Source organism: Luteipulveratus mongoliensis (genome assembly GCF_001190945.1).
GTDB lineage: Bacteria > Actinomycetota > Actinomycetes > Actinomycetales > Dermatophilaceae > Luteipulveratus > Luteipulveratus mongoliensis.
On the sequence record NZ_CP011112.1, the window covers coordinates 2,493,040 to 2,511,643 of the forward strand.

16 protein-coding genes are annotated in these 18,604 nt (G+C 68.1%); 3 read left to right on the plus strand and 13 right to left on the minus strand.

What is annotated here, in order from left to right; translation table 11 throughout:
• Nucleotide 1: 1 nt before the first annotated feature.
• From VV02_RS11945 to VV02_RS11970, 6 genes are read right to left on the minus strand one after another with little or no spacing between them, the layout of a single operon-like run.
• Nucleotides 2-922 carry a DUF5829 family protein gene (locus VV02_RS11945; protein WP_052591756.1) on the minus strand — a complete coding sequence of 307 codons (921 nt, stop codon included), beginning with the start codon at nucleotides 920-922 and terminating at the stop codon, nucleotides 2-4.
• Between the two features lie 49 nt (nucleotides 923-971).
• The gene (locus VV02_RS11950) at nucleotides 972-2,909 is read right to left on the minus strand and encodes an APC family permease (RefSeq protein WP_052591757.1); all 1,938 of its coding nucleotides are present in this window, start codon (nucleotides 2,907-2,909) and stop codon (nucleotides 972-974) included.
• 25 nt (nucleotides 2,910-2,934) lie between these two features.
• Nucleotides 2,935-4,338, minus strand: coding sequence for a hypothetical protein (locus tag VV02_RS11955; protein ID WP_052591758.1), 1,404 nt, complete (start codon nucleotides 4,336-4,338; stop codon nucleotides 2,935-2,937).
• Between the two features lie 43 nt (nucleotides 4,339-4,381).
• Nucleotides 4,382-5,440: a winged helix DNA-binding domain-containing protein gene (locus VV02_RS11960; RefSeq protein WP_083450104.1), complete on the minus strand. Its 1,059-nt coding sequence runs from the start codon at nucleotides 5,438-5,440 to the stop codon at nucleotides 4,382-4,384.
• 47 nt (nucleotides 5,441-5,487) lie between these two features.
• Nucleotides 5,488-6,060, minus strand: a complete 573-nt coding sequence (locus VV02_RS11965) for a GNAT family N-acetyltransferase (RefSeq protein WP_052591760.1) — start codon at nucleotides 6,058-6,060, stop codon at nucleotides 5,488-5,490.
• A 12-nt stretch (nucleotides 6,061-6,072) separates the two neighbouring features.
• A complete protein-coding gene (locus VV02_RS11970) occupies nucleotides 6,073-7,329 on the minus strand; it encodes a saccharopine dehydrogenase family protein (RefSeq protein ID WP_052591761.1) in 1,257 nt (418 codons plus the stop codon).
• A gap of 62 nt (nucleotides 7,330-7,391) precedes the next feature.
• On the opposite strand from VV02_RS11970, the gene VV02_RS11975 reads away from it, so the two are divergent.
• Entirely contained in the window at nucleotides 7,392-8,615 is a 1,224-nt protein-coding gene (locus VV02_RS11975) for an NAD(P)/FAD-dependent oxidoreductase (protein ID WP_052591762.1), read from the plus strand.
• A 1-nt stretch (nucleotide 8,616) separates the two neighbouring features.
• Here the strand turns inward: VV02_RS11975 and VV02_RS11980 are convergent, their stop codons facing one another.
• The 7 genes from VV02_RS11980 to VV02_RS12010 all read right to left on the minus strand — a co-directional run bounded on the left by VV02_RS11980 (nucleotide 8,617) and on the right by VV02_RS12010 (nucleotide 15,592).
• Nucleotides 8,617-9,129 carry a GNAT family N-acetyltransferase gene (locus VV02_RS11980; RefSeq protein ID WP_052596898.1) on the minus strand — a complete coding sequence of 171 codons (513 nt, stop codon included), beginning with the start codon at nucleotides 9,127-9,129 and terminating at the stop codon, nucleotides 8,617-8,619.
• 15 nt (nucleotides 9,130-9,144) lie between these two features.
• Complete coding sequence (locus tag VV02_RS11985) at nucleotides 9,145-10,380, minus strand: glycosyltransferase (protein ID WP_052591763.1); 1,236 nt, start codon at nucleotides 10,378-10,380, stop codon at nucleotides 9,145-9,147.
• A gap of 236 nt (nucleotides 10,381-10,616) precedes the next feature.
• Nucleotides 10,617-12,257, minus strand: coding sequence for an HNH endonuclease signature motif containing protein (locus VV02_RS11990; protein ID WP_157063386.1), 1,641 nt, complete (start codon nucleotides 12,255-12,257; stop codon nucleotides 10,617-10,619).
• 363 nt (nucleotides 12,258-12,620) lie between these two features.
• Nucleotides 12,621-13,073 (minus strand): hypothetical protein, encoded by a 453-nt coding sequence (locus VV02_RS11995; RefSeq protein WP_052591765.1) that lies wholly within the window; start codon nucleotides 13,071-13,073, stop codon nucleotides 12,621-12,623.
• 175 nt (nucleotides 13,074-13,248) lie between these two features.
• Nucleotides 13,249-13,578, minus strand: a complete 330-nt coding sequence (locus VV02_RS12000) for a nucleoside triphosphate pyrophosphohydrolase family protein (RefSeq protein ID WP_052591766.1) — start codon at nucleotides 13,576-13,578, stop codon at nucleotides 13,249-13,251.
• 101 nt (nucleotides 13,579-13,679) lie between these two features.
• The gene (locus VV02_RS12005; RefSeq protein WP_052591767.1) at nucleotides 13,680-15,119 is read right to left on the minus strand and encodes an aspartate aminotransferase family protein; all 1,440 of its coding nucleotides are present in this window, start codon (nucleotides 15,117-15,119) and stop codon (nucleotides 13,680-13,682) included.
• Nucleotides 15,116-15,592 carry an Lrp/AsnC family transcriptional regulator gene (locus VV02_RS12010; protein ID WP_245633060.1) on the minus strand — a complete coding sequence of 159 codons (477 nt, stop codon included), beginning with the start codon at nucleotides 15,590-15,592 and terminating at the stop codon, nucleotides 15,116-15,118. The genes VV02_RS12005 and VV02_RS12010 overlap by 4 nt, the downstream gene beginning before the upstream one ends.
• 143 nt (nucleotides 15,593-15,735) lie before the next feature.
• Here VV02_RS12010 and VV02_RS12015 point away from each other — a divergent pair, with 143 nt between their 5' ends.
• Nucleotides 15,736-17,109, plus strand: a complete 1,374-nt coding sequence (locus VV02_RS12015) for an L-serine ammonia-lyase (protein ID WP_052591768.1) — start codon at nucleotides 15,736-15,738, stop codon at nucleotides 17,107-17,109.
• On the plus strand, nucleotides 17,093-18,565 hold the full coding sequence (locus VV02_RS12020) for a gamma-aminobutyraldehyde dehydrogenase (RefSeq protein ID WP_052591769.1): 1,473 nt from the start codon (nucleotides 17,093-17,095) through the stop codon (nucleotides 18,563-18,565). Before VV02_RS12015 ends, VV02_RS12020 begins: the two co-directional genes overlap by 17 nt.
• Nucleotides 18,566-18,604: the final 39 nt, after the last annotated feature.

An 18,604-nucleotide genomic window follows, 5' to 3' on the forward strand; every position in this document is an offset into this window, starting at 1 on the left:
GTCAGTGGTCGAAGGTCCAGGTGGCCTTCGTGCCGGGACCGACCACGAGCTGTGAGTGTCCGATCGTCTCGACGTGCCGGTAGGCGACCGGACGGTTCAACGCGAAGTCGATGCGGCGCCACCCGGCGTGGGCGCGGTCGGTCGTGACGTAGCGCAGCGTGGTGCCGCGGCCCCGAGCGACGAAGCCCTGCGGGCTGTCGACCACGACATAGCCCGCGGCCTGCAACATGGTTCGGGCTGGAGTCAGGTCGCGCGCGGTGACGCCGATCTCGACACCGGTGACGTCGCGCATCAGCCGCTTCTTGTAGTCGTCGGACAGCACTCGCGCTCCGCGCACATCGTCCGGGTCGGTGCCGGGCTCGGCCTTGGCTCGCGGATCGTCCAGGTAGCTCGGGAGATACTCCATGGCCCACGTGAAGTAGCCGTCGTAGTCCGCGGTGGTGAACACGTAGTCGAACCACGGCACCACGTCGTCGCCGAACACCTTGGTCTGCACGGCCCGTGTCGGTGCGTTGCCGGAAGCGGTGAGCCGCTCCTGGACCGTGTTGATCTTGCCGCGCCGTTCGGTGGCGACGGCCAGGCCGGTCATGCCGATCACGTTGTCGGGCGGCGCGAGGTCGTTGGGGCCGAACATCTCCAGGTAGGTCTCCCGGCCCATCAGGTATCGCCCGGTCCAGCTCGTCTCACCCGAGGAGGTGGTGCGGACCTGGAACACGCCGAACTTCGGCAGGTAGGTCGAGTGCTCGATGGCGTCGGCCGTCGCCTGGTCGAACACCGAGTAGGTGTGGTTGAGGTAAGCGACCTGCGGTCGGGCCGGCGGCGACTCCGCGGCCGAACCTGGTGCAAGCGCAACGGTGCTCACGACCGCGAGCAGCATCGTGACCAGTCCTGCGGTCCGACGAGGAGCAAACAACCGAGTCATGCTCGCGATGCTATGTCGGCGCTCGCGCCACGAACAGACCAAAAGATACCTAACCGCCGACGTGGACCTGAGGGCGACGCGCCTCGTCCGGCTCGGCCCGGCGCAGCACCTCGTGGGTCAGTGGGGGTACGTCTCCCTCGCCCGCCAGCAGGAAGCGCAGCGCATTCTGGCCCGGGCCGGACTCGCTCCACTCGAAGTAGGCGTGCGGCGGCACCTCGGCCCGGTCACGGACGTACAGGAGCACGGCGGCCAGCACGTTGGGGATGCTCGTGCCGGTGGCGCGCAGGATGCGGTGCTTGCCGATCCGCGTGGAGGTCACCGTCACCGGCGAGATGAAGTCGCTGGCGTCCGTGACCTCTACCTCGAGGAAGATCGCGTCCTCGCCCTCGGAGAGGTGGTTGTCGAGGCGGACCTCGAGCGACTTCTCGATGTATTCGTCCTCATCGCCCGCGTCGAGCTTGTTGGCGATGAAGCGCACTGGCTGCGGACCCTTGAGTGCATCGGCGAGCAGGTTCTCGGACTCCTCGTCGAAGACAACTCGCTGGACCCGCAGCTCGGTGCTGCGGCGGACCCGCGAGGTCACACTGAGCACGACGATGGCCGCGATGAACAGCAACGCGATCAGCAGGCCCTCGGGCTCCTTGGCGATCGTCACGACCGTCGTGTAGATGAAGACCACGCTGACGACGCAGAACAGCACCGCGTTGCGGCGGTGGCCCCGACGCAGCTCGGTCAGGAAGACGGCCACGGCCGCCGACGTCATCAGCGCCAGGACACCGGTGGCGTACGCGCCCGCCTGGTCATCGACGTCGGCCTTGAAGAAGATCGTCACGAGGGCGGCGACGACGGTCAGGACGACCACGAGCGGCCGGGTCGAGCGGGCCCAGTCGGGCGCCATCCCATAGCGCGGTAGGTAGCGCGGCACGATGTTGAGCAGGCCGGCCATCGCGGACGCGCCGGCGAACCAGAGGATCCCGATGGTCGCGACGTCGTACGCCGTGCCGAACGTCTCCCCGAGCCGCTCGTGGGCGAGGAACGCCAGGGCGCGGCCGTTGGCCCCACCGCCCTGTTCGAACTCGTCCTCCGGGATGAGCAAGGTGGTCACCAGCGATGAGCTGATGAGCAGCACGCTCATGATGAGCGCAGCTGTCGTGAGCAGCTTCTTGGCGTTGCGTATACGGCCGAGGGGTTGTGCCGGGGTGTCGCTCGGGTCGCCCTTGACGAGCGGCATCACAACGACGCCGGTCTCGAATCCGGACAGGCCCAGGGCGAGGGCGGGGAAGACCAGCAAAGCCGCGCCGATGACGCCGAGCGGCAGGGTGTGCTCGGCCTTCATGGCATCGACCCAGCCGTCGAATCTGTCCGGGTGCGTGAGCACCTCGATCAGGCCGTCGCCGATGACGACCGCACTCAGTCCGAGGTAGAGCACGACGAGCACGACCGCGACGCCGATGGCCTCTTTGAAGCCCTTCAGGAACACCGCCGCGAGCAGCGCGATGAGTCCGAGTGTCACCGGGACCTGCTGACCGCTCAGGGTGTCGTGCATGAACGGGTTCTCGACCATGTGGGCGCTGGCATCGGCAGCGGACAGGGTGATCGTGATGATGAAGCCGGTCGCGACGAAGCCGATCAGCGCGAGCACCAGGATCTTGCTCTGCCAGTAGGACAGCAGACGCTCCAGCATCGACAGGCTGCCATCTCCGCGCGGGCTCTCGGTGGCGACCCGGCGGTACATCGGCAGCGCCCCGAACAACGTGATGAGCACCAGCACGAGGGTCGCGACCGGGGCGACGGCACCGGCAGCGAGGGCAGCGATGCCGGGCTGGTAGCCGAGCGTGGAGAAGTAGTCGACACCGGTGAGACACATGACGCGCCACCACGGCTGCACGTGATGCTGGCTCTCGGCTTCCTTCTCGCCCTCGTAGTAGCCGCCCGGATCGGCCTGCTCGGCGTCGAGGAACCATCGGTTGAATCGACGCCTGGTCATCGTCACGGTCGGCAGCGTAACCGGGTCACCGTCGTACGTCGGGTGCGGTCGCCAGGTGGCCGATGCGCGTGTCCCAGAGCTGGTCGGCGAGCGCGAGCGCCGCGACGCCCCAGGGCGCCAGGCGTGTCCCGGGTGCCAGCTCCTTGGGCTGATAACGGATCAGGCCACCGGCCAGATGCGGGCCGAGCTCGAGGGTGCCGACCGCGTGCTCGGGCTCGAACGTCACCGACAGCTGGTGCGCGCTGCCTGACACGTCGATCTGTGTGGTCTCAGTCGGATTCACGTCGTGCGAGACGAGGTAGGCCGACCCGAATCGACTCGCGTCAGCCGCCTGGAGCAGCACGTCCTCGAGGTCCGGCGCGGTCACACCGAGGTCCACACCGCGCAGCGCCAGATCGTGGACGCGGTTGAGCGGCAGGTCGGGCAACCCCTTGCCGATCGCGCTGATCCCGCCGGAGAAGCGTGGGTTGAGCTCGTGCGGCCGGAACCCGTCGGCCGTCAGGACGCCGTCGATCCCAAATGCGCCTCGGTAGTCGTGCTCTCGCGCGAGGTAGGTCCCCACCCGGCGGGCGACTTCGCGCATGGCCTCACGGTCGTCCGGGCGCGGGTCCCACGCAGTCGAGATCCCGGCGTACACGAACTTGAGACTGCCGGGGCGACGAAGCACGAGCAGCTCGACCGGCCGCAGCACCACGACGCCGTCGGGCAGCACCAGTCCGTGGATGCTGCACGGCACGCCTTGGAGGAACGGCATGAGCCGGGCTCGCTTGGCGTAGAGACGGAGGTTGTCGTACGCCGCCCGCGCGCCTTGGTCGTCGCGCACCCAGAAGACGCGGTCCGAGCCGCCGTTCATCCCATCGGATGCGTCTGCGGACCACACCGTGCCTTGGCCCTTGTCGAGCCGAGAAGCGCTGTCGTGCAACGCTTCTCGATCAACCGGTACGACGACTTCCGGGCTGTGCGGCACGTCGGAGTCGCGCCAGATCTGCTCCGAGAGCGTCTTGTCCTCGAGGGCGGTGAACGCCGGAGGGCGGCCACCCCAGGTCTCGCGGCCGGCGTACGACTCAAGGGTGACCGGGAGCAGGCACAGGACGGCGGCCTCATGGGCGGGGTCGAAGATGGTGAGCGCGTCGAGCGCCTCGGGCGGAGGCTTGTCGACGTACGCCTGCCAGACCGCGATCTCATCGGCGACGGATCGGATGGGTGGGCTGTCGCACTCCACGCACGTCACGCCATCTCCACCCGGCCGCTCACCGGTGCCGACACTCAGCCCGATCACGAGGATCTCGCCTGCGCCCTGCTGCCGTAGCGCCTCGACACGGGTCGTCGCACCGGCCAGGACAGCGCACACCACGACGACTCGGCGACCGAGCACCGTACGTGCAACGAGATCCTGCACGTGCTCCACGATCTGCTCGGTGTCGGCCATGCTCGGTGACGCTACTCACCACTCGGTCGCCACGCGCGGCATTTCACTGGGGGAGCGCTCTGCTCAGACGTGGAAGGGCGCGGTCGACCACCGGGTCGAGCGTCGAGAACGGTTCAACCGCAACGGTTGCGCCAGGCTTGGCAGGACGCTTCCAGGTCGCCACGATGCGACCGCGATGCGCGACCGTCGGAAAGAAGACGCCGTTCTTGCCTGGCACGACGAGCTCGAAGTCCTGCGGCAGGAGATTGGCCGAGCGGTCGGTGTAGCCCAGCAGCAGCTCGTCGAATGCAGACAGCAGCATGGGCTTGGCCGTCGCGGCTTTGTGCCGCGAATAGCGTTCTGGCGTCTCGGGATCCATGAAGTAGTCCGTGCCATCAACGGTCACGCACTCCAGCGACTCCATGATCGTCGGCATCAGCGGTTTGACCTCCGACGCCAGCAGCTTGGTCCACCACAGGAAATCCTTGAGCGTGGCCGGTCCATGGCTGCGGAAGTAACGCGTCGCCCACTCGACGATGGCCTCGTCACGCTCGAGCTCTCGCGCCTGCGGGACCCACTCGTCGATGAGCACGAGCCGTTGCTGCTTGCCGGTCATCGCGCCCTGACAGATGACCCCGCGCGTCGCCAGCAGGCCGATCACGTGATAGCCGCGCTGACCCTCCACGTCGAGCCCAGCGGCACGCCAGACGTCCAGCAGCTCGTTGCGCAGCAAGCCGTCACCCGCCAGTGCAGTGCGTGCCGCGCCCTCCGCTCGCTCGTACACCGCATCCGTGATGCCGAGCTCCTCGTGCGTCCTTCTCGCCTGGCGGTTCTGCCGCTCGCGGGTCAGATCGGTCATCCAGCGAACGTCCTCGGCGAGCAGGACGTGCAACGTGCCACGCATCGGCCAGGTGCGTACGACGGCGCCTGAGTCCAGCGTCGCGTCGACATCGGCCAGCGAACGGGTGCCCGCACGCTTGGCCATGGCGATCCGCGCAGCGGGTAGGTCCTGAGCCTGCATGCACGTCATCCAGCGGACGACCGAGGTGACGTCGGGCATATCGGAGGCGACGAGTCGTTGGGCGACCAGCCGCATCCGGCCGACGTCAGCGAGAGAAGTCATAGCCCGAGGCTAGGTGCGCCGGCGGACAGATGCTGTCCGGTTTGGGCTCACCGCAGGTCGAGTCGCATGAGGACTCGCGGGAACCCGTTGATGACCGAGTCGGTCGGCCCTGCCATCGTGAACCCGGCGTGCTCGAACATGCTTCGCGTGCGGACGTACGCCATCGTCAGGTCGACGTGCTCGCCGTCGTTGTCGACGGGGTATGCCTCGGCTGCGGGAGCGCCGTGGTGGCGAGCGAACTCGACCGCGCCCTCGATCAGATGGTGAGCGAGTCCTTGCTTGCGGTGACCGGGTCGGACTCGGACGCACCACACAGACCACACGGCCTGGTCATCGATCCGGGGTATCTTCCTGCTGGTCGCGAACGCAGTCTCACTGCGAGGTGCGACTGCAGCCCATCCGACGACCTCGTCCCCGTCGTAGGCGAGGACGCCAGGCCCAGGCTCGATCCGGCACAGCCCTTCGACGTAGGTGCCACGAGCGGTCCCGGCAAGCTCGCGGTTCAGCCGCGATGGGATGCGGTGGCTGAGGCACCAGCAGACGTTGGCGTCGGGTCTCTTGGGACCCAGGACCGCTGCGACATCGACAAACGTGGTCGCGGGCCGGATCTCGATCGCCATGGTGCTGCGTGGTCAGAGACGGTCAGCGGTGCAGATGAACTCTTGCGCCTTGAGCCGCTCGACCAGCACGTCGCCGAGAGCGGTGGCGGGGGTGAGGACGCCGCCGGTGACGCCGGCAGGCAAGGGGCAGCGGTCGCGCTCGAGAGCGAGGCACAGCGCGCTCTCGCCGAGCATGACCGCAGTGGCCGCGTAGCCCGGATCTCCTTGCGCCGCAACGATGCTGCGGTAGTGCGAGCCGTCCGTCGTGATCGTTCGGACCTCCATCTTGAAGAAGCCCTCGGCTTGCGCCTTCGGGCTCGGCCCCTGACCAGGGGACGGCAGGACGCGGTTGGTCACCGGCCGCAGGAACGGCAGGTTGAGCGCGGCGAAGCCGGCTCCGAGGCCGCCGGCGATGGCGTACGCCTTGGCCCGGCCGGCCTTGCCGTCACCGGCGCGCATGACCTCGCGGTAGCGGAAGCCCTTGCCGTAGGCGTGCCCGAGGAGGGCGTTGCTGCGGCGGACGAGGCGGGTGTTGAACATCGCCATCACGAACGGCGTGGTCCACGACTTCACCTCGTCGCTGTAACGGACCGCAGCGGAGTCCTTCCACTCGCCCTTCGGCTCGGAGCCGCGGTCAGGGCTCAGCGCGAACTTGTCGACCGCGATCTTGCGAGCGGCCTTGTCGGCGCGGACCTCGTCGAGCTGCTGGACCGCCGAGGCGATGGTGCCGCCGCTGAAGCCGCCCTTGAGCGTGGCGTAGAGCGTGGTGTCGGTGAGCTCGCCGGCGCCGTCCGCCTGAGCCTTCTTGGCGACCAGCATCACCGCGAGGTCGGAGGGCACCGTGTCGAAGCCGCAGCTGTGCACGATGCGTGCGCCACTCGCCGCGGCGAGGTCCTGGGCCAGGTCGATCGACTTGCGGATGAACAGCACCTCGCCGGTGAGGTCGACGTAGTCGGTGCCGGCTCGCGCGCACGCCTCGACCAGGGGCAGGCCGTACGACGCGTAGGGGCCGACTGTGGTGATGACGACGTGCGCCCGCTCGGCCAGGGCGGCGAGGGAGGCCCCGTCGGAGGCGTCGGCGATCACGATCGGCCAGTCGGCCGCTCGTTCTCCCAGCTCGGCGCGGACCTGCTCGAGCTTGGCCTGCGTTCGGCCGGCGAGTCCGATGCGGGTGCCTTCCGGGGCGGCCTTGGCGAGGTGGCGGGCGGTGAGCTTGCCCACGAAGCCGGTGGCGCCGTACAGGACGACATCCAGGTCACGGGCGGGTCGGGCGGCGCTGGCTGGGCTCATGTACTCCAGAGTAGGGGTCCGTCGCTCTTGCGCCGCGCTGTCCGGCGCCCAAGGCTGAGGCCATGAGTGATGAGCGCACGATTGCAGTGGTCGGTGGCGGGCTTGCGGGCGCGAAGGCGGTCGAGGCCGTGCGCGACGAAGGCTTCGAGGGACGGCTCGTGCTGCTGACCGCGGAGCAGCGACTGCCGTACGAACGGCCGCCGTTGTCGAAGGGCTACCTGCAGACCGGTGAGGGCCTGGACGACGCGACGGTCCATCCCCAGTCCTGGTATGACGAGCACCAGGTCGACCTGCGGCTCGGCGCGACCGTGACCGAGCTCGACACCAAGGGCCATCAGGTCGTGCTCGACGGCGGCGAGACCATCGCGTACGATCTCGCGCTCGTCGCGACCGGCGCTGAGCCGCGACACCTGTCACTGCCCGGAGCCGACCTGGACGGCGTGCTCTACCTGCGCACGGTGGAGGACAGCGACAGGCTCCGCGCGGCGTTCACCGAGGGTGCGCGAGTGGTGATCGTGGGCGGTGGCTGGATCGGCCTGGAGACCGCCGCCGCTGCGCGCGAGGCAGGCGCCGAGGTCACGGTGCTGGAAACCCTGGAGCTGCCGTTGGTGCGCGTGCTCGGTCCGACGATCGCGCAGGTCTTCGCCGATCTGCATCGCGAGCACGGGGTGGACCTGCGCACCGGCGTCAGCGTCGAGGCGTTCGAGGGGGAGGGGCGAGTCAGTGGCGTACGCCTTGCGGACGGCACCGTGCTGCCCGCCGATGTGGTCGTCGTCGGGATCGGCGCAGTCCCCCGCGTCGGTCTGGCGGAGGCTGCCGGGATCGACGTCGACGACGGCATCATCACGGACGAGCACGGCCGGACCAGCGACCAGGACGTCTATGCCGTCGGTGACGTCGCCCGCTTTGCTCACCCGTCGTTCCCCGCCAGGATCCGGGTCGAGCACTGGGCCAACGCGCTGAACCACCCGGCTGCCGTCGCCGCGGCCATGCTCGGCAAGGACGCGGCGTACGACGACCTGCCCTACTTCTTCACCGATCAGTACGACCTCGGCATGGAGTACGTCGGACTCGCCTCTCCCGACGACGAGGTCGTGGTGCGCGGTGACCTGAAGGCTCGGGAGTTCATCGCGTTCTGGCTGCGTGACGGTCGGGTGCTGGCCGGAATGAACGTCAACGTCTGGGACGTGGTCGATGACGTGAAGGCGCTGATCCGCTCGGGCAAGGCGGTCGACCCGAAGCGACTCGCGGACCCGGCTGTGCCGCTGACGGATCTCCTGCAGTGACTCAGAGCTCGAGGCGGTAGGTCAGCAGGTGCACGCCCGCCACCGGTGACCAGTCGCGAGCGGGCGTGCGGGTGAACCCGAGTCGCTCATAGATCCGGTGCGCGGAACGCATGCTGGGCTGGGTCGACAAGACCAGGGCCGCCAGGTCGAGCTCGCGTGCACGAGCCAGGCAATGACGTACGAGCGCCTCGCCGACGCCTCGGCCGCGGGCGGCGGCATCGACGGTCAGCATCCGAAACTCGCCCTCGCGCTCCTTCGCGAGCTCGGCGAGCCGCGACCCGGGCGCCACGAAGGCCACTGATCCGAGGACGGCCTCCGACTCCGGGTCCTGGGCGACCCAGAGCTCTGCATCACGCGCGCGAACCGTGGCGTCAGTCAGGTGCGTGACGTAGGCGGCGTCGGCAGCGATGTGGCCGCCGTCCACGTAGGACTCGCCGGCGATCTGACCGGCGCGGTCGAGCGTCTCCTCATCCGCAAGGTCGGCGCGGCGAATCACGAAGCGAGCGGCACCCATGGGCGCCATTGTGGGTCACCCAGAGATGGGCGCCTTGCCCTGGGCTGCCGCGTCGAGCAGCAGCTGTGCGGCCACGGTCGCCCCGTCGGCGCGGACGGCCCCTGCCAAGACGCTTGCACGGCCTTGGGTCTCGGGTGTCAGGGCGGTCTGGAGTGCCTCGGACAGGGAGTCGACGGTCGGTGTCGGCTCGAGGTGAGCTGCGCCGATGCCGAGCTCGGCCACCCGGCGCGCCCAGGAGGGCTGATCCGCGATCCGGGGCACGACCACCTGGGGCACGCCGGCCCGGGCTGCCGTCGTGGTCGTACCCGCACCTCCGTGGTGCACGACGGCCGCGCATCGGCCGAACAGCGCCTGCTGGTTGACGTCGCCCACGACGAAGCAGTCGTCCGCATCGTCGGGCGGGGCCAGGTCCGCCCAGCCGCGGGCCAGGACGAGACTGCGACCCTGCGCTCGGCTGACCTTGACGGCCACGTCCGCAATGCCCTCCGGCGCGTAGGCCGCCATGCTGCCGAAGCCCACGTAGACCGGCGGTGCGCCCGAGTCCAGGAACGCCTCCAGCTCGTTCGGGAGTGGACGTTTGTCGGGCAGGATCCATGCTCCGGTCTGGATGAGCTCGAGGTCAGTCTTCCCCTGCGATGGCCACAGCGTCGCGTCCGCCGCCAGCCACGGGTGATCGGTGAAGACGTGGTCGCGGACGTTGTCCACCGGTGGCAGACCGAGCGCCTCCCGGTGGCTGTTGAGGGCTGGGCCGTACAGGTCGTTGACCCGCTCGGCGTCCTGCTTCCAGAGCACCCGGTTGTCGGTCTCGCCCTCCGGTGACGGCGTGCCCGGTCGTCGCCCCGGAGGGAAGTGCTGGGAGGGCAGGCCGAGGGTGTGGAAGCAGGCGAGCACGTAAGGAATTCCGACCTTCTCGGCCACATCGCGTACGCCGGCCGGCATCAGACCGGTGGCCAGGACGGCATCGCACTCCTCGGCGACCGGCATCAGCGTGGTGAACCGCGCTGCGACCAGCTCGGGCGCCAGCCGGAACGCGTCCTTGCCCGTCGGCGGCTTGGGGCCGGCGACGATCGAGTGCACCGTCGGGCCGAGCGGCACGTGAGGTACGCCCGCCCGCGCCAGCAAGGTCGCGAACTCCTCGTCCGGTGGCGCGGCCACCAGGGCCTCGGCGCCCAGCTCCTGCAACGCCGTCGCCAGTCCTGCAAGTGGCTCGACGTCCCCGCGTGAACCCCATGTCGACAACAAGATTCGCATGTCTTGAGCTCCCCATCTCTGCAGCCGCTCTGGCTCCGAGCCGCTGATTCTGGGGCACCACCGGGGTCTTGCCGCAAGCCCCCTGATGCGCTATATCTTGGTAGTGGCAGGGAGATTCATCTCCCTGCCTTTGCTATGTCGTCGGGCCGTCCACTCATCTGAGGGACGCGTCGAGTGGCCAGTCCTCAGCACCGGGACCGTCGTCAGTGCTGAGGAGTGCGTCGAGTGGTTGCTACTCAGAACGGTGGCGGGTCGGGTGGGCCCGGCTCGTGAGTGACCTCGACGATGAGTGGCCGCGGCTCGAACATCGTTGGTGCTGATAGCGATTGGCGCGCTTCTGGTGATGCATGACGGCGCTGCAGGATCGCGGCCATCACCGGCGTGACCGGTGGGATGTCCTGGTCGTGCTCTAGCAGGGCGTCCAACGCGGCCTCCATGCGTGAGCACTCGATCGCCTCGAGGTCGGCAACCTCGTGATGGTCCGCGGGACGGGTGGTGATCTGCTGTCCGCTCAGGGTGCTCCAGGTGACTGCGCCGTCGTCGTGCTGCTGCGAGGTCCACCAGCGCCGCGTCTTGGCGATGTGGTGCGCCCGATGTAGTGCGCGCAGGTTGGTGACATGCGTCGCGCCTTGCCCAGGAGACTCGGTATCCGGCCGCCAGCTGACGTTGTGGTCGATATCGCACTCCATCGCCGGGTGCTCGCATCCGGGTGCCCGGCACCGTTGGTCTCGCGCCTGCACGTGCTGGCGCATCGCGGCAGTGGGTCGGTAGGTGCTCGCCGCATCGATCACCGCGCCGGTCAAGGGATCGGTGACCAGTCTTCGCCAGATGCTGCCCTCGGCAAACGCCAGCTCGCGAACCTGATCGGCCGTGAGGAACCCGTGCCCAGGGACCTCGCCGATGCCCTGCCCAATGGCTGGTGAAACGGCCACGACTCGGCCCGACGATGGCTTCGGCGGCCGGACGCTGACAGCGCCGTGGTTGGTCGCCATCAGCGACGCCAGGTGCGCGATGACGTGGACGTGTGCCTGGGGCGCCTTGCCCAGGACTGCATCGCCCGCGACCTGCCCATGGACGAGCAGGTCGGTGGCGATGTCGGAGCGCAGCTGCGCCAGGGTGCGTGGGTCACCGGCGGCGCGGGCTGTGCGAGCCAGCGCCGTCACACGTTGCTGTGCGGCGTAGGTCCGCTCGGCCGAGGCGGTGATCTCCAGCTGCGCGACGCCGTGAGCGCCCGGACTGGTGCGCACGTCGCGCTGGTCGACGGCTTCCTTGCGCCGGCGTGCGGCCACCTCGGACGCGGACTCGGCCAACGTGATCTGTCTGCTGAGGCGACGCCGGAAAGTCTGATGAGACAACGGAGTTCGATCGTCACCGGCGACTGGCCGCAGCACGCGATCGATGACCTTGCTCGCGACAGGTGAGGGCAGGTGGCGTGTCTCCTTGAACAGGATGCTTGCGCGCCACCACGACAGCTCGCCCTCTGCCATGCGTCGTTGGAGTCCTTCAGTGCGATCGCCCACTGCACCGGCGAAGCCGATCCGCTCGCGACACTGGGTCAGAGGCAGACCGCTCAGCAGCTGCAGCTCGGTCGCCGCGGCGGTTCGTGCAAGGCCCAGCCGTGTGCGTCGTGTCGATCGCGACTCCTGCTGACCGAGGTCCAGCGACATGTCTGTCTCGACCCCTTCGAGCAGCAGACTGACGGCTTTGACCTCGACCGACTCGGCCCATGCCTGCAGACACCTGCTGGCCGCAACCACCTCAGCGGCGCGAGAGCGCACAGCCTCAGGATCATCAACGGGCGAGTGGTCACCGCCGCCGAGCGCGATCGTGCGCAACCACGTCGAGACGTGCGCAGGCAGGTGACTCGACGCGGGCATGGACGCGTCATCTTCAGCGGACGGCGTGTGGCCCATCGAATCACCTCCCGGATCGGATGTATGTTCGAAGCCTAGTGAGATGCCGTTGCCTGGTCAACAGTGAATTGCGAGCAATAGCAATGTGTTTGGGGATTCTTGGCCCCGCTCGAGTTGGGCCGGCGGTGCGCCCGCATCACTCTCGCACGGGCCACCGACAGGGCAGTGGCGGGCAGGTCACCGGCGGGCAGGTTACGGGCGGGCCATGAGTGCCTTGTCGACGCTCGGTATGCAGTCCATCTGCACCGGGCTCCGAACCGATTCTCTCGGCTCGGCCATTTCGGATCATCGATGGAAACAGCGAATTCTCAACGTTACGAGCGGAACTCACCGGCGAGTGTTGTCGACCGTCTGCGGCCCGCAGTCCGTCGCGGCACCATGCGAACCCAGTCCGACCTGCTCGAGCCATTCGCCGACGGTCTGGACTCGACGAACCTTGGGATGGAAGTAGAAGACGCTCTCGTGCTGGATCGGGCCGACCACGACAACGTGGTCGAGCGTGCCGACCTCGGCGCGTGCGAGCGCGGCGCCGAGCTCGACGAACATCCCTCGGCCATCATGCTGTGAAGCGATGACCAGGACTGCATCGGCCTTCAGGACGGCCGAGATCTCGTCCTGCGCCATCTGCGCCGAGCGGTCCGGCATCGACGCGAAGCTCTCGCTGAAGGACAGATCGGACGTCCAGTCCAACGTCAGCTCATGTCCCGCCGCAACCACCTCGGACTGGACCGCTCGGACCGTGGCCGCATCGGCGACCGGTCCGGCGACGTACACCTTCACGGGGTGGTGCTCCTTGTCCGGATGCCTGACGACATGATCATGGTGGCGGACACCGACATTCCGACCCGGTCCGGGGACGCTCAGGTTTGCGGGGCCGACTCCGAGCGGGTCGTTTGCCGCGGTGTCGTAGGGGAATGGTGCGTGTCCGGGTGTGGCCGTTCACCTCGCACGCGGCTCAGCGATGGTCACCGGATCCACCGAGGATCGCGCGGCGCTGGCGGTCGGCGAGCTTGTCGATGTTGCGTTGCGCGACGTCGTTCAGGGAGAGGTCGAGGAAGTTCGCCAGGACGGCGGTGTACCAAAGAACGTCGCCGAGCTCGGCGGCCATGTCATCGCGGTCGAGCAGGTCCAGGTCGCTGTTCTTGTCGCGCACCAGCTTCTTGACCTTCTCGGCGATCTCGCCTGCCTCCCCGACGAGCCCGAGAACGAGGTGCATGAACTCGTCCGGGGCGTCCTTGGCGCGGGCCGTGCGCAGCGCGGCATCTTGGTAGTCGTCGCAGTTCATCGCATCACCGTAGGGCTCTCCGAACCGGCGATCGGGCTCACGACGACGGCCGGCCGCCCCGCGTGAGCAAGGCGACCGGCAGTCGTACGGGCTGGGTTGATCTAGAGGAGCGACCACGCCTCGGTGAGCACGCCGCGCAGCTTCTGCTCGATCTCGTCAAACTCGGTCTGTCCCACGATCAGTGGGGGAGCGAGCTGGACGACGGGGTCGCCACGGTCGTCGGCGCGACAGTAGAGGCCGGCGTCGAACAGCGCCTTCGACAAGAAGCCGCGCAGCATCCGCTCGGACTCGTCCTCGTTGAAGGTCTCGCGGGTCTCCTTGTCCTTGACCAGCTCGATGCCGTAGAAGTAGCCCTCGCCGCGGACGTCACCGACGATCGGCAGGTCGTTCAGCTTCTCGAGCGTCGCGCGGAAGTTCGGAGCGTTGTCCTTCACATGCTGGTTGAGGCCCTCACGCTCGAAGATGTCGAGGTTGGCCATCGCGACAGCCGCCGAGACCGGGTGGCCGCCGAAGGTGTAGCCGTGCGGGAACGACGTCGTGCCGTGCTTGTACGGCTCGAACAGCCGGTCGCTGGCGATCATCGCGCCGATGGGGGAGTAGCCCGAGGTCAGACCCTTGGCGCAGGTGATGATGTCCGGCACGTAGCCGAAGTCGTCACAGGCGAACATCGAACCGATGCGGCCGAACGCGCAGATGACCTCATCGGAGACGAGCAGCACGTCGTACTCGTCGCAGATCTCGCGCACCCGCTCGAAGTAGCCGGGCGGGGGCGGGAAGCAGCCACCGGCGTTCTGCACGGGCTCGAGGAAGACGGCCGCCACGGTGTCCGGACCCTCGAACTCGATGGCCTCGGCAATGCGGTCCGCGGCCATCCGGCCGAAGGCCTTGGGGTCATCGCGCAGCGACTCATCGGCGCGGTAGATGTTGGTGTTGGGCACCTTGAACGCACCTGGCACCAGGGGCTCGAACATCTCCTTCAGCGGCGGGAGGCCGGTGATCGAGAGGGCACCCTGGGGCGTGCCGTGGTAGGCGATCGCTCGGCTGATCACCTTGTGCTTGCCTGGCTTGCCGGTGAGCTTGAAGTACTGCTTCGCCAGCTTCCAGGCCGACTCCACAGCCTCGCCGCCACCCGTGGTGAAGAAGACCCGGTTGAGGTCACCGGGGGCGTACGCCGCCAGTCGCTCGGCCAGGTCGATCGCCGACGGGTGCGCATAGGACCAGATCGGGAAGAACGCCAGCTCACGCGCCTGCTTGGCGGCCGCCTCGGCGAGCTCCTCGCGGCCGTGCCCGGCCTGGACGACGAAGAGACCGGACAGCCCGTCGAGGTACTTGTTGCCCTCGGCGTCCCAGATGTAGGCGCCCTCACCCTTGACGATGATCGGCATCTTGCCGCCCGCACCGCCCTCGGCCACGGGCTCGTAGACAGACTGGCGGCTGAAGTGACCCCACAGGTGGTCCCGCGCGGCGTCGTAGCGGTCGGTGCCGCGTGGCGTCGTGCCGGCGCCGGTCTGGGCAGTGGTGGTGTCGGGTGTCGTGGTCATCGTGTTCCCCAGTCGTAGCGTTGCTTGTTGAGCTTGAGGTAGGTGAAGGTCTCGGTCGTCATGACGCCTTTGACCTTGCGGATGCGGCGCTGCAGCACGTCGAGCAGGTGGCTGTCGTCCTCGCAGACCACCTCGACGAGCAGGTCGTAGCGTCCGGCCGTCGTGATGACGTAGGACACCTCGTCGAACTCGCTGATGTGGTCGGCGACCGGCCCGGTGTCGCCGGTGATGGTCAGGCCGATCAGGGCCTGGCGTTCGAAGCCGACCTGGGCCGGGTCGGTGACCGCGACGATCTGCACGACCTCCGACTCCAGCAACCGCTGGACCCGTTGGCGCACGGCGGCCTCGGACAGGCCGACCTCCCGCGCGATCGTGGCGTACGGCATGCGCCCGTCCTGCTGGAGCAGGTCGATGATGGCCTTGGACGTCTCGTCGAGCACGGGCCGCGGCTGGCTGCGGGTTTGCTCGGTCACAGGGCTAGTGTGGCGTGTGATCCGTGGCAAATCAAGTCTTTCTGTACGGATTCCGTCGCGCCTCGCCGGGACGATCTATGCTGACCGAGGCGATCGCGCAGAGCCGCGCGGACCCGCTTGGAGCCAACGAAAGGTGTCCCCGGATGGCACTCAGTGCCTTCGACCTCTACTCCGTCGGGATCGGTCCGTCCTCTTCGCACACCGTTGGCCCGATGCGTGCCGCCAAGCAGTTCGTGGACGGGCTCAAGGCCGACGGTGAGCTCGCCCGGGTGACCCGTGTGCACTCCGAGCTGTTCGGCTCCCTGGGTGCCACCGGTCACGGCCACGGCTCCGACAAGGCGATCATCCTCGGACTCGAGGGCGAGACACCCGAGGGCGTCGACACCGACACCGCGGACGACCGGGCCGCGCACGCTCGTACGACGCACCGTCTCCTGCTCGGCGGCGCGCACGAGGTCGCGTTCCACCCCGACGAGGACCTCGTCATGCACCGACGCAAGTCGCTGCCCGCCCACCCCAACGGCATGACGTTCCATGCGTACGACGGCTCTGGCGCCCTCGTGCGCGAGCACAGCTACTACTCGGTCGGCGGAGGGTTCGTCGTCGATGAGTCCGCGACCGGCGCCGACCGTGTGGTGCAGGACCACACTCCGCTCCCGATGCACTTCTCCACTGGCGCCGAGCTGCTCGAGATCTGCGAGCGAGAGCACATGTCAGTGAGCGAGGTGATGCTGACCAACGAGCGAGTCTGGCGCAGTGACAAAGAGATTCGTGAGGGCATGCTCCATCTCTGGTCCGTGATGGCCGAGTGCGTCCAGAATGGCTTCCGTCACCAGGGCACGCTGCCCGGCGGGCTCAAGGTCCCGCGTCGCGCACCCGGTCTGCATCGCGACCTGACGAGCGGCAAGCTCAAGGACGACCCGCTGAAGGTCATGGACTGGGTCAACCTCTATGCGCTCGCCGTCAACGAGGAGAACGCTTCCGGCGGCCGGGTCGTGACTGCGCCGACCAATGGCGCGGCAGGCATCATGCCGGCCGTCCTGCACTACTACGTCAACTTCGTCGAGGGTGCCGATGACGACGGCATCGTCCGGTTCCTGCTGACCGGTGCGGCCATCGGCATCCTGTTCAAGGAGAACGCGTCGATCTCCGGCGCCGAGGTCGGTTGCCAGGGAGAAGTCGGGTCCGCCTGCGCCATGGCGTCCGGTGCGCTGTGCGAGGTCATGGGTGGCTCGCCGACGCAGGTCGAGAACGCCGCCGAGATCGGGATCGAGCACAACCTCGGCCTGACCTGCGACCCGGTGGGCGGCCTCGTACAGATCCCGTGCATCGAGCGCAACGCCATCGCGAGCGTCAAGGCCATCAACGCAGCACGCTTGTCGCTCAACGGAACTGGCGCGCACACGGTCAGTCTCGACAAGGCCATCAAGACCATGCGCGACACCGGTCGCGACATGTCGATCAAGTACAAGGAGACCGCTCGAGGCGGTCTCGCTGTCAATGTCATCGAGTGCTGAGGAGCGCGCAGTGAGCAGTCCCCGCCAGCTGAAGAACTTCGTCGATGGCGCCTACGCCGCGCCGGAGACCGACGAGACGACCGATGTCGTCGACCCGTCCACGGCACAGGTGGTGGCCAAGGCGCCGGTGAGCACGCAGGCTGACGTGGATGCGGCGTACGCCTCCGCGGCCAAGGCGTTCGCCGAGTGGGGTCAGACCACGCCCGGGGAGCGACAGGAGGGGTTGCTGAAGTTCGCCGACGCGCTCGAGAAGCGCTCGGACGACCTCATCAAGCTGGAGGCCGAGAACACCGGCAAGCCGCACGCTCTCACGGCCTCTGAAGAGGTGCCGGTGATGATTGACCAGCTGCGCTTCTTTGCAGGCGCCGCAAGGGTTCTTGAGGGTCGGGCGTCGGCGGAGTACATGAAGGGCCACACCTCCTGGATCCGGCGTGAGCCGATCGGGGTCATCGGCCAAGTCACGCCGTGGAACTACCCGATGATGATGGCGATGTGGAAGATCGCCCCGGCGCTGGCCGCGGGCAACTCCGTCGTCCTCAAGCCCTCGGACACCACGCCCGAGACCACCCTGCTGATGGCGGAGATCGCGTCGGAGTTCCTCCCGGCGGGCACGTTCAACGTCGTCACGGGTGACCGCGACACCGGTCGCATGGTCGTCGAGCACAAGACGCCGGCGATGGTCGCGATCACGGGCTCGGTCCGTGCTGGCATGCAGGTCGCCGAGGCGGCCGCCAAGGACGTCAAGCGGGTCCACCTCGAGCTAGGCGGCAAGGCTCCGGTCATCGTCTTCGACGACGCCGACATCGAGGCTGCCATCGAGGGCATCGCGATCGCCGGCTACTTCAACGCGGGTCAGGACTGCACAGCGGCGACGCGCGTGCTCGCGGCGCCGGGCATCCACGACGACTTCGTTGCCGCCCTCGCGGAGTACGCCAAGAAGGAGGCGAAGGTCGGCATGCCTGATGACGACGACGCGCTCTTCGGCCCGGTCAACAACGAGAACCAGCTCGCGCATGTCACTGGCTTCATCGACCGGTTGCCTTCGCACGCAACGGTTTCGGCCGGCGGCAACCGGGTGACGTCACTCGGTGACGGATTCTTCTTTGAGCCGACTGTGGTGTCGGGGCTCCAGCAGGACGATGAGGCTGTCCAGGACGAGATCTTCGGCCCGGTTATCACCGTGCAGAAGTTCGACGACGAGGCCAAGGCCATCGCGTGGGCCAACGGTGTGGAGTACGGCCTCGCGTCCTCGGTCTGGACCAAGGACTTCGGCCGCGCGATGCGGGTGTCCAAGGCGCTGGACTTCGGCTGCGTCTGGATCAACACGCACATCCCGCTGGTCGCCGAGATGCCGCACGGTGGCTTCAAGCACAGTGGCTACGGCAAGGACCTGTCGATGTACGGGTTCGAGGACTACACGCGCATCAAGCATGTGATGGCCAACATCGAGAGCTGACACACGCGTACCGGCAGAAGGTTCGAGCGTCATGGCGCT